Source organism: Micromonospora sp. KC721 (assembly GCF_004348355.1).
GTDB lineage: Bacteria > Actinomycetota > Actinomycetes > Mycobacteriales > Micromonosporaceae > Micromonospora.
The window spans coordinates 1-11,762 of the sequence record NZ_SMJY01000014.1 but is presented as its reverse complement, the minus strand read 5'-3'; the positions used below and the strand labels follow the sequence as shown (position 1 = coordinate 11,762).

At 71.8% G+C, this 11,762-nt stretch carries 7 protein-coding genes; 6 read left to right on the top strand and 1 reads right to left on the bottom strand.

The window, feature by feature from the left end:
- Position 1 precedes the first annotated feature (1 nt).
- From E1182_RS04450 to E1182_RS04430, 5 genes are read left to right on the top strand one after another with little or no spacing between them, the layout of a single operon-like run.
- Positions 2-1,009: an enediyne biosynthesis protein gene (locus E1182_RS04450; RefSeq protein ID WP_132261341.1), complete on the top strand. Its 1,008-nt coding sequence runs from the start codon at positions 2-4 to the stop codon at positions 1,007-1,009.
- Positions 1,006-6,780 (top strand): SDR family NAD(P)-dependent oxidoreductase, encoded by a 5,775-nt coding sequence (locus E1182_RS04445; protein ID WP_132261340.1) that lies wholly within the window; start codon positions 1,006-1,008, stop codon positions 6,778-6,780. Before E1182_RS04450 ends, E1182_RS04445 begins: the two co-directional genes overlap by 4 nt.
- Positions 6,781-6,782: 2 nt before the next feature.
- Positions 6,783-7,211 (top strand): thioesterase family protein, encoded by a 429-nt coding sequence (locus tag E1182_RS04440; protein ID WP_132261339.1) that lies wholly within the window; start codon positions 6,783-6,785, stop codon positions 7,209-7,211.
- Between the two features lie 23 nt (positions 7,212-7,234).
- The gene (locus E1182_RS04435; protein ID WP_132261338.1) at positions 7,235-7,774 is read left to right on the top strand and encodes a flavin reductase family protein; all 540 of its coding nucleotides are present in this window, start codon (positions 7,235-7,237) and stop codon (positions 7,772-7,774) included.
- Positions 7,771-9,135: a cytochrome P450 gene (locus tag E1182_RS04430; protein ID WP_132261337.1), complete on the top strand. Its 1,365-nt coding sequence runs from the start codon at positions 7,771-7,773 to the stop codon at positions 9,133-9,135. Before E1182_RS04435 ends, E1182_RS04430 begins: the two co-directional genes overlap by 4 nt.
- Before the next feature lie 180 nt (positions 9,136-9,315).
- On the opposite strand, the gene E1182_RS04425 is transcribed toward E1182_RS04430, so the two are convergent.
- Entirely contained in the window at positions 9,316-10,098 is a 783-nt protein-coding gene (locus tag E1182_RS04425; RefSeq protein WP_371687512.1) for a helix-turn-helix domain-containing protein, read from the bottom strand.
- A 441-nt stretch (positions 10,099-10,539) separates the two neighbouring features.
- On the opposite strand from E1182_RS04425, the gene E1182_RS04420 reads away from it, so the two are divergent.
- Complete coding sequence (locus tag E1182_RS04420) at positions 10,540-11,196, top strand: MerR family transcriptional regulator (RefSeq protein WP_132261336.1); 657 nt, start codon at positions 10,540-10,542, stop codon at positions 11,194-11,196.
- The last annotated feature ends 566 nt before the right edge of the window (positions 11,197-11,762 follow it).

Sequence of the window (11,762 nt, the reverse complement as noted above, 5' to 3'; positions counted from 1 at the left end):
CATGGCTGAGACCACGATCAGCCCTCCGCGCCACGACCTCAAGGTGGTCAAGGCTCTGCGGAACTTCGCCATCTCCATCACGGTCTTCAACATCGTCGGGTACACCGTGCTCGGGTTCGAGCAGCCGTGGCTGTGGCCGTTCGTGGCCCTGGCCACCGGTTACACCCTGGAGATCGTGCTGGAGGTGATCGGAGCCCGGATGGAGGGCCGCCGGCCCCGCTTCCTCGGCAACGGCGTACGCGGCCTGGTCGAGTTCCTCTACCCGGCGCACATCACCAGCCTGGCGATGAACATGCTGACCTACGTCAACGACCAGGTCCTGGTGCTGATCTTCGGGGTGTCGGTGGCGATCGGCGCCAAGTGGGTGCTGCGGGCGCCGGTCAAGGGCCGGATGCGGCACTACATGAACCCGTCGAACTTCGGCATCGCCGTCATCCTGCTGCTCTTCCCCTGGGGCAGCATCGCCCCGCCGTACCACTTCACCGAGCACATCTCCGGCCCGCTGGACTGGGCGCTGCCACTGCTGATCATCCTCGGCGGCACCATGATCAACGGAAAGCTGACCGGCCGGATGTGGCTGATCTTCGGCTGGCTGCTCGCCTTCGCGATCCAGGCGGTCGTGCGTGGCCTGATCCTGGACACCTCGATCCCCGGCGCGCTGGCCATGATGACCGGCACCGCGTTCATCCTCTTCACCAACTACATGGTCACCGACCCGGGGACCACGCCCTCCCACCCGGCCGCGCAGTTCGCCTTCGGCGCCGGGGTGGCCGTCGTGTACGCCTTCCTCACCGGAGCGGGGATCGCCTACGGGATCTTCTTCGCCACCGCACTCGTCTGCCTGGCCCGTGGCGGCTTCCACTGGGCCCTGCACTTCATCGACAAGGCCCGCGCCGAGCGAGCCGCCGCGCCGCCACCAGCGAGCGAGCCGGCACCGGCCACCCCGGTGTCCGCGATCTCGGTCAACGGCGGCCCGGTGCACGGTGACCGGAAGGTGGTACCGGCATGAGCAGGATCGCCGTCGTGGGCATGGCGTGCCGCTACCCGGACGCCGCGTCCCCGCGCGAACTGTGGGAGAACGCGCTCGCCGGGCGCCGCGCCTTCCGCCGCCTGCCCGACGTGCGGATGCGGCTGGAGGACTACTGGGACGCCGACCCCGCCGCCCCCGACCGGTTCTACGCCCGCAACGCCGCGGTCATCGAGGGGTACGAGTTCGACCGGGTCGCGTACAAGGTCGCCGGAAGCACCTACCGGTCCACCGACCTGACCCACTGGCTCGCCCTCGACGTGGCCGCCACGGCGCTGGCCGACGCCGGCTTCCCGATGGCCGAGGGGCTGCCCCGGGACCGCACCTGCGTGGTGATCGGCAACAGCCTCACCGGTGAGTTCTCCCGCGCCAACCAGCTACGGCTGCGCTGGCCGTACGTCCGCCGGATGGTCGCCGCCGCGCTCAAGGAGCAGGACTGGAACGACGACCAGCTCGACGTCTTCATGGCCGACTTCGAGACCCGCTACAAGTCGCCGTTCCCCGAGATCGACGAGGACACCCTGGCCGGTGGCCTGTCGAACACCATCGCCGGGCGGATCTGCAACCACTTCGACCTCAAGGGCGGCGGTTACACCGTCGACGGTGCCTGCTCGTCGTCCCTGCTGTCCGTGGCGACCGCCTGCAAGTCACTGATCGACGGGGACGTCGACGTGGCGGTGGCCGGCGGCGTGGACCTGTCCATCGACCCGTTCGAGATCGTCGGCTTCGCCAAGACCGGCGCGCTGGCCCGCAGCGAGATGCGGGTGTACGACCAGCGCTCCAACGGCTTCTGGCCCGGCGAGGGCTGCGGGATGACCGTGCTGATGCGCGAACGGGACGCCGTCGAGGCCGGCCACCGGGTGTACGCCACGATCGCCGGCTGGGGCATCTCCTCCGACGGCAAGGGCGGCATCACCCGGCCCGAGGTCAACGGCTACCGGCTGGCGCTGCGCCGGGCGTACGAGCGGGCCGGCTTCGGCATCGACACCGTCGGCCTGTTCGAGGGGCACGGCACCGGCACCGCGGTCGGGGACGCCACCGAACTGCGGGCGCTCTCCACCGCCCGCCGGGACGCCGACCCGGACGCCCGGCCCGCCGCGATCAGCTCGATCAAGGGCATGATCGGCCACACCAAGGCCGCCGCCGGCGTCGCCGGCCTGATCAAGGCCGCGATGGCGGTGCACCACGAGGTGCTCCCGCCGGCGATCGGCTGCGTCGACCCGCACGAGCTGCTCACCGCCGACGACGCCGCCCTGCGGGTGCTACCGAAGGCGGAGGGCTGGCCCACCGACGTGCCGGTCCGCGCCGGCATCACCGCGATGGGCTTCGGCGGCATCAACACCCACGTCGTGCTGGAGAAGCGCAGGCCCCGGCGGCGTGGGGCGCTGGACACCCGCACCCGGGCGCTGGCGTCGTCCCGCCAGGACCTGGAGCTGCTGCTGTTCGACGCGCTCTCCGCCCGGGACCTGCGCGACCGCGTCGGCCGGCTGATCGAGTTCGTGCCGACCGTCGCGTACGGTCAGCTCACCGACCTGGCCGCGACCCTGCACGCCGAGCTGCGCGACCTGCCCTACCGGGCCGCCGTGGTGGTCGCCTCCCCGGAGGACGCCGAGCACCAGCTGCGGCGGATCGCGGACGCACTCGACGGCGGCGAGACCCGGATGTTCTCCCCGGACGGCCGCTGCTTCCTCAACCACACCAACGGCACCGGCCGGGTCGGCTACCTCTTCCCCGGCCAGGGCTCCGGCCGGGGCACCAGCGGCGGGGCGCTGCGCCGCCGCTTCCCCGAGGTGGACCGGGTCTACGCCCGCGCGGCGCTGCCCACCAGCGGCGACATGGTCGCCACGGCGGTCGCCCAGCCGCGCATCGTCACCGGCTCGATGGCCGGCCTGACGGCCCTGACCGAGCTGGGGCTGGAGGCCGCCGTGGCGGTCGGGCACAGCCTCGGTGAACTGTCGGCGCTGCACTGGGCCGGGGCCATGGACGAGGCGACGCTGCTGCGGGTGGCCGGGGTGCGGGGGCGCACCATGGCCGAACACAGCGCGTCCGGGACGATGGCGAGCGTGGCGGCCTCCGCCGAGGTCGTCACCGGGCTGATCAGCGGTACGCCGCTGGTCGTCGCCGGTTACAACGGTCCCACCCAGACCGTCGTCGCCGGCCCGGTCGACGCCGTCGACGCACTGTGCGCCCGAGCCCGGAAGGACGGCCTGCGGGCCAACCGGATCGCCGTCTCGCACGCCTTCCACTCGCCGCTGGTGGCTCCGGCCGCCGCCGCGTTCGCCGGGCACCTCGCCGGGGAACGCTTCGGAGCCGTCGGCCGGTCGGTGGTCTCCACGGTGACCGGCGACGTGCTGGCCCCGGAGACCGACCTCGCGGCGCTGCTGCACCGGCAGATCACCGATCCGGTGCTCTTCGCCCAGGCGGTGGAGGTGGCCGCCAAGGACATCGACCTGTTCGTCGAGGTCGGCCCGGGGCGGGTGCTCAGCGGGTTGGCCGCGGAGGTCACCGACGTTCCCGCGGTCGCCCTCGACACCGACGACGAATCCCTCGGCGGGCTGCTGCGGGTGGCCGCCGCGGCGTACGTCACGGCGGCCGGGGACCTGCAGACCGGGCTGCTGCACGGACGGCTGGTCCGGCCCCTGGAACTGGGTCGCCAGTTCCGCTTCTTCGAAAGCCCCTGCGAGCAGGCGCCGCAGGTGGCCGCGCCGAAAGTGAAGCGGGCAGCGGTGGCCTCCGCCCCGGTGGACACCGCTGCGGCACGCGAGGGGGAGTCGAGCCTGGAACTGCTGCGGCGGCTCGCCGCCGAGCGGGCCGAACTGCCGTTGGAGATGGTGCGGGACGACAGTCGGCTCCTTGACGACCTGCACCTCAGTTCGATCACCGTGGGGCAGGTGGTCAACCAGGCCGCCCAGCGCCAGGGCATCGCAGCGGCCGACACACCGACCAATTTCGCCACCGCCACCGTCCGGGAACTGGCCGAGGCGCTCGACGAGCTGGTCAGCACCGCGCGCCCCGAGGACAGCGCCCGCAGCACCCCGGTCACCGGGGCCGCCGCCTGGGCCCGGGCGTTCACCGTCGACCTCGACGTGGTGCCGCCGCCGCAGCCGCGCACCGGCGAGGGCAACGGACGCTGGCAGGTCTACGCGCCGGAGGACCACGAACTCGCCGGTCACCTGCGTGAGGCGCTGGAACAGGGCGCTGTCGGTTCCGGTGTGCTGGTCTGCCTGCCCACCGACTGCGTCGACGAGCAGTTGGAACTGGCCCTGTTGGGTGCGCGCGCCGCGCTCGGCGGCGGCCCCGGCACCCGGTACGTGCTGCTGCAGGACGGTCGGGGCGCGGCGGGATTGGCCAAGACCCTGCGCCTGGAGGCACCCCACCTGCGGGTGACCGTCGTACACGCGCCACTGCCGGTGGTCACCGCCGAACGGATCCGCGACGAGGTGGCCGCGACGGAGGACTTCGTCGAGGTCCACTACGACGCCGACGGCGTCCGCCGGGTACCCATCCTGCGGGCGATGCCGGTCCGGCCGGCCCGGTCCGTCCCGCCCCTGGGCGACGACGATGTCCTGCTGGTCACCGGCGGCGGCAAGGGCATCACCGCCGAGTGCGCGCTGGCGCTCGCCATGGACAGCGGGGCCCGGCTGGCCGTGCTCGGCCGCTCCGACCCCGCCCAGGACGCCGAACTGGCCGACAACCTGAGGCGGATGGCGGCCGGCGGGGTACGGGTGCACTACGCCCGCGCCGACGTCACCGACCCCGAACAGGTCCGGCAGGCGGTGGCCGAGGTGACCGACGCGCTCGGTCCGGTCACCGCGGTCCTGCACGGAGCCGGCCGCAACGAGCCGACGGCCCTGGGGAACCTGGACATGGCCACGGTGCGGCGCACCTTCGCCCCGAAGGTCGGCGGCCTCCGGGCGGTGCTCGACGCGGTCGACCCGGACCGGCTGCGGCTGCTGGTCACCTTCGGCAGCATCATCGGGCGGGCCGGGCTGCGGGGCGAGGCGCACTACGCGACCGCCAACGAGTGGCTGGCGGAGCTGACCGCCGACTTCGGCCGCCGGCACCCCGACTGCCGCAGCCTCTGCGTGGAGTGGTCGGTCTGGTCCGGTGTCGGCATGGGCGAGCGGCTGTCGGTGGTGGAGAGCCTGTCCCGTGAGGGCGTCACGCCCGTCTCGCTGGACCAGGGCGTGGCCCTGATGCGCCGGCTCGTCACCGACCCGGACGCCCCCTCGGTGGTCGTGGTCAGCGGCCGGACCCAGGGTCTCGGCACCGTCCGCTACGACCTGCCCGAGCTGCCGCTGCTCCGGTTCGTCGACAAGCCCCTGGTCCACTACCACCAGGTGGAGCTGGTCACCGAGACCACGCTCAGCCCGGGCGCCGACCTCTACCTCGCCGACCACCTGCTCGACGGGAACCTGCTGTTCCCGGCGGTGTTCGGCATGGAGGCGATGACCCAGGTGGCCACCGCGTTGACCGGCCGGAGCACGGTACCCGTCATCGAGCAGGCCGAGTTCCTGCGGCCCATCGTGGTGCCGCCGGACGGCAGCACCACCGTCCGGATCGCGGGTGTCGTCACCGACGACGACACGGTGGACATCGCCATCCGCAGCGCCGAGACCGGATTCGCGGCCGACCACTTCCGCGCCCGGCTGCGCTTCGGTGACCCCGGCGTGCTCGCCGGACCGCCGGAGCAGGTCGGCGACGGACTGCCGGTCGTACCGCTCGACCCGGCACGCGACCTGTACGGCGACACCCTGTTCCAGGGCGACCGGTTCCGGCGGCTGCTCCGGTACCACCGGGCCGCGGCCCGCGACGTCGACGCGGACGTGGCCGTCGTCGCGGACGGCGACTGGTTCGCCAGCTTCCTGCCGGCCCAGTTGCTGCTCGGCGACCCCGGCATGCGGGACGCGCTGATGCACGGCAACCAGGTCTGCGTCCCGGACGGCACCCTGCTGCCGCAGGGCGTGGAGCGGATCGTCCCGTCGGGCGCCCGGCCGGCCGACGGCCAACTGCGGTACTGCGCCACGGAACGGAGCCGGGACGGCGACACCTACGTCTACGACATCGCCGTCCGCGACGCCGCCGGCGAGGTCGTCGAGCGGTGGGCTGGCCTGCGGTTGCGGGCGGTCCGCAAGAAGGACGGCTCCGGCCCCTGGGTCGCGCCGCTGCTCGGTTCCTACCTGGAACGGGCCGTGGGGGACCTGCTCGGTGCGGCGGTCGCGGTGGCGGTGGAACCGGACGACCCGGCCCATCCGGCCGAGGGCGTCGCCGCCCGTCGGGAACGGACCGCGGTGGCCGTGGGCCGGGCCCTGGGCCGCGCGGTGGCACTCCGCTACCGGCCGGACGGGGCGCCTTCCGTCGACGGGGACCACCGGGTCTCCGCCGCGCACGGCGCGGGGCTGACGGTGGCGGTCGCGGCCACCGGCCCGGTCGGCTGTGACGTCGAGCCGGTGGCGCAGCGCAGCCCGGAGGACTGGGGACAGCTACTCGGTGGCCACCGGCCCCTGGCCGAGCTGATCACGGTAGAGACCGGTGAGGGCGCCGACGTCGCCGCCACCCGGGTGTGGACCGCTCTGGAGTGCCTGCAGAAGGCGGGTCTGACGACGGGCGGCCCGCTGGCCCTGTCCGAGGAACGCCGGGACGGCTGGTTGGTGTTCGCCAGCGGCACGCTGCGGATCGCGACGCTGGTGACCACCCTCCGCGACCGGCCCGAGCCGATCGTCTTCGCGGTGCTGTGCGGGAAGGAGGACTGATCGTGGCGGACCACTTCGAGTACCTGCACACGGTCGGCTTCGAGGAGACCAACATCGTCGGCAACGTCTACTACGTCAACTACCTGCGCTGGCAGGGGCGGTGCCGGGAGATGTTCCTCAAGCGGCTCGCACCGGAGGTGCTGGCCGAACTCCAGGACGACCTGAAGCTGTTCACCCTGAAGGTCGACTGCGAGTTCTTCGCGGAGATCACCGCCTTCGACGAACTGTCGATCCGCATGCGCCTGGTCGACCTGGCGCAGACGCAGATCGAGTTCAGCTTCGACTACGTCCGGCTCGACCCCGGGGGCGGCGAGACGCTGATCGCCCGGGGCCGGCAGCGGGTGGCCTGCATGCGGGGACCGAACACCCGTACCGTCCCGGCCCGGGTGCCGGAACCACTGGTCCGCGCGTTGCAGCCGTACCGGGCGTGACCGCGGGCGGAGGGAGGACCACCGTGACCGTCAACCATCAACCGACGACCGGCGAGCTGGTCGACCCCGAACAGCTGCGTGGGGCGTTCGGCACGTTCGCCACCGGGGTCACCGTGGTGACCGTCGGTGGGCAGGAACCGCACGGCATGACCGCCAACTCGTTCACCTCGGTCTCCCTGGATCCGCCCCTGATCCTGGTCTGCGTGGACCGGAAGGCGGTCATGCACGACACCCTGCACGCCGCCGGCGCGTTCGGGGTCTCCGTCCTGGCGGCGGGCCAGGAGCCCGTCGCCCGGCACTTCGCCAACCGGTGGCGGCCGCTCGGCCGGGCCCAGTTCGACACGGTCGACTGGGTGCCCGGCCGGGCCACCGGGGCGCCCCTGATCTCCGGCGCCCTGGCCGGCTTCGAGTGCCGGCTCTGGCGCGCGTACGACGGCGGTGACCACTCCATCTTCATCGGCCGGCTGTTGACGGTGGAGCGGCTCAGTGAGGAGGAGCCCATGCTGTTCCTGCGGGGACGGTTCCGTCAGGTCGGGCCGGACCGGAGCGAGGTGCGGAGGTGACTCTCACCGGTGTCCGCGCCGTGCCGCCCGGTCCGCGTGGCCGGGAACTGATCAGCACACTGTGGAAGTTCGGGTCCGACCGGCTCGGGCTGATGTCGTCGGCGGCCCACCGGTACGGCGACGCGGTCCGGCTGGCGCCGCCGCCGCGGCCGTTCTACTTCTTCAACCATCCCGACCACGCCAAGCACGTACTCACCGACAACAGCCAGAACTATCACAAGGGCATCGGTCTGGTGCACGCCCGCCGGGCGCTGGGCGACGGGCTGCTCACCAGCGAGGGGGAGCTGTGGCGCACCCAGCGTCGGGCCACCCAGCCGGTGTTCCAGGCCAAGCGCATCGCCGGCCAGGCGGGGGTGGTGGCGGAGGAGGCGGCCGGCTTCGTCGCCCGGCTCCGGGCGCTGCGCGGCGACGGTCCGGTCGACCTGATCCAGGAGCTGACCGCGCTGACCCTCGGGGTGCTCGGTCGTACCCTGCTCGACACGGACCTGAGCGCGTACCACTCGATCGGTCGGTCCTTCGAGGCGATGCAGGACCAGGCCATGTTCGAGCTGGCCACGATGAGCATGGTGCCGATGTGGGTGCCGCTGCCCAAGCAGCTGAGGTTCCGGCGAGCCCGGCGGGACCTGCAGGGCGTGGTCGACCGGATGGTGACCGAGCGGGTGGCGCGGGACGGGCAGAACCCCGACGGGGACGACGCCCTGTCCCGGCTGATCCAGTCCACCCGGCGGGAGGCGGACCCCCGGCGGGGGCGCCAGCGGATGCGCGACGAACTGGTCACCCTGCTGCTGGCCGGGCACGAGACCACGGCCAGCACCCTGGGGTGGAGCTTCTATCTGGTGGACCGCTACCCGGAGGTCCGGGAGCGGCTGCACGCCGAGGCTGTCGAGGTGCTCGGGGACCGGCTGCCGACGTACGAGGACCTGCACGCGCTGCGGTACACCACGATGGTGCTGCACGAGGTGATGCGGCTCTTCCCGCCGGTGTGGATGCTGTCGCGCAAGGCACAGGGGCCCGACACCGTCGGCGGGTACGACGTGCCGGCCGGCGCCGACGTGCTGATCTGCCCGTACACCCTGCACCGCCATCCGGGGTTCTGGCCGGAGCCGGACCGCTTCGACCCGGAGCGTTTCGACCCGGGCCGGCCGACCGACCGGCCTCGGTACGCGTACGTGCCGTTCGGGGCCGGTCCCCGGTTCTGCGTCGGCAACAACCTGGGGATGCTGGAGGCCACCTTCGTTCTCGCCCTGGTGTCGCGGGAGTTGCGGCTCACCCGGGTACCGACCCACCAGGTCGTTCCCGAGCCGATGCTGTCGCTGCGGGTGCGGGGCGGGCTGCCGGTGCGGGTGGAGCCCCTGGACTGACCGCGGCGGTCGGGTAGGCCCGCCTGGCCTCCTGGCCGCCGGGCCGCCCGGCCCTCTGCCGGGCCGCCCCGGCCGTGTGCCGCAGATGGCGGTGTCCCTGCATCGGGACACCGCCATCTGCGCCGAACGGAGTCGATCAAGCACGGCCGTCGTACCCGGCCGGGCCGGGTGGTGGGCTGGTCAGCGGCTGCTGACTCCGACCGGCCGGCGGTCGGCGGCGACCCGCTCGATGGCCGAGCGCCGAACGTCCAGCAGGGCGAGCAGCACCGGCGGATCGATGATCCGCATCGGTTGCAGGGTCATCTCGACCTCCACAACGCTGTCCCGCCGGACGACCACCGGGCCGTGGCTGCCCACCAGGGTGCCGGTGGTCGGGGACGCGGTGTGCTCCTCCGCGGCGGAGTGGGCCAGGATGTGCCACACCCCGGCGGGAACCCGGTCGAGTACGAACTTCCCGGGCCGGTCCAGGATGCAGCACTGCACCGGTCGGCCCTCGGGGATGCGATCCGGGAACACGCCGACGAAGATTCGGCTGCCCGGCAGTTCCGGGGCACATGTCAGCCGGCCCTGGACGCGGCCCGCTGGCCGGTTGACGATGGCCTGTCCGTCCTCGACGGGCACCCGCGTGGTGAACCCTCCGAGCCGCCGGTACGTCGTCGGTGACAGGCCCACGCTACGGGTGAAGCGGGAACTGAAGGTGCCGACACTGGCGTAACCGACCCGGAGGCTGACGTCCGCCACGCTCAGGGACGTGGACACCAGCAGCTGCTTGGCACGTTGCAACCGCAGGGCCGACAAGAACCGACCCGGCGACAACCCCGTCGCTCGCTGGAAGATCCGAGAGAAGTGGAACTTGCTGAACAGTGCCGCCCGGGCCATGTCGTCAATCGTGAGTTGCTCACCGAGATTGTCGTGCATGAACTCGATGACGCGTTCGGCGGCTTTCTCGCTCGGCTCCGTCAATTTCTCCCCCTTTTTCGATGGCCACCTCGACAACGGTTTCCCGGAACTGCCAGATGTTTTGCCCAGGGTGCGGCAACACGGCTTCGTCAACAGTTATTCATGTGCTCTTCGCTGCCAGGCCGGCATGTGCGACGAGTGACGGTATTGACGCCGGGAATCGTTGCCCCAATGACTGAACCGATGCTAGCCGACCCAGGTCCGGGCGGCAATATGGGTCGTGATCATGTGATTACTCATCGTGACAGTTAAGCCCGGTGTCGATGTCACCCAGCGCAGTCACCGACTAGCGGGACAATGCATGATTAGTCAGTCCTGCTATCCATTTACCGGCGGGCGGCCGCGGTGACGATTCGGCCAGCAGCCGCATACCGGACAATCGCGATACGAGGGTGGGTGTGGCAGACTGTCGGGAGGTAGAGTCACCATTTCCCACGGAGCTCGATGCGCATCTCGGAACTTGGCAGGCGGAGCGGGTTGCCGGTTGCCACCATCAAGTTCTACCTGCGGGAAGGCCTGCTTCCGCCCGGCGCCCGTACGGCTCGCAACCAGGCGAACTACGACGAGGGGCACCTGTCGCGCCTCCAGTTGATCCAGGTCCTCACCGTCGTCGGCCGCTTCAGTCTGGCCTCGGTGCGCGGGATCCTGGCCGCCATCGACGATCGGGAGATGTCGCTGGCCGGGCTCTGTGCCGCCGTCAACGACGCGCTGTTCGCCGCACTGCCGCCGACTCCGGACGAGCCTGCGGAGGTCGGGAGGCTCCGGGGGCAGGTGGACGAGTGCATCAGTCGACTCGGCTGGCAGGTCGACCCGCGGGCGCCGGCCCGGTCCGCACTGGTTCAGGTGCTTGTGGCGTTACGTGAACTCGACGACCAGTTCGACATGGATTACCTCGCCCCTTATGTCCGGGCGGCCGATCGGCTGTCGGCGTACGACATCGAGTCGCTCTCCGGTGAGACTGCCACGGAAGCCTTGGCCAGTGCCTGGGTCGCCCGGCTGGTTCTGTTCGAGGCGGCTTTCACTGCGCTGCGGGCACTCGCCCAGGAGCACCAGTTGGCCCTGCGTGCACAGGGTGGCATCGGCGGATCTCACGCGGAGTAGCGTTCCTGGGACGGGAAAAGCAACGTGGAAGAAAAGCCTCCAGAGGGAGGACCCATCTGGCGGGAAACCTGCCGTCCAGCGGCCTGGGCGGTCGCTGACCGATGCTCCCGTCTAGCGTTGCCGCAGTTCACCGGGCCTCGTCGCGTTCGCGCCCGGCCCGGCACCCACCACGGTGGACGCCCGCGAACACGGCGCCGACCAATGTAGGGGCCTCTGGCGGGTCGTCGTGCTGTCAGAGTCTCGCCACGATGGAATCGGCGACCGCGACCAGTCGCCGCTGCACGTCCTGTGGGTCGTCGCGGCGGCTGCCCAGCTTGTACGCGCCCCGGGGGTGTCGGGGAGTCGCAGCCGACGATGGCGAGGGCGACCAGGTGAGCGGCGGCGACCGGTGGCGGCCCACACCGGCACGCCGGCCGCACCGCATGGACGCCCGGCCGGGGAACGCGTCGGCCGGCGCGAGCGTGCCCGATGGTGCCGGTGAAGTGGCCGTTGACGAGCGGATTGCCGCCCGCCACAATCGGACCACCCCGCATGTTAGCGCTAACAGCCATCCCCACCTCCCACAC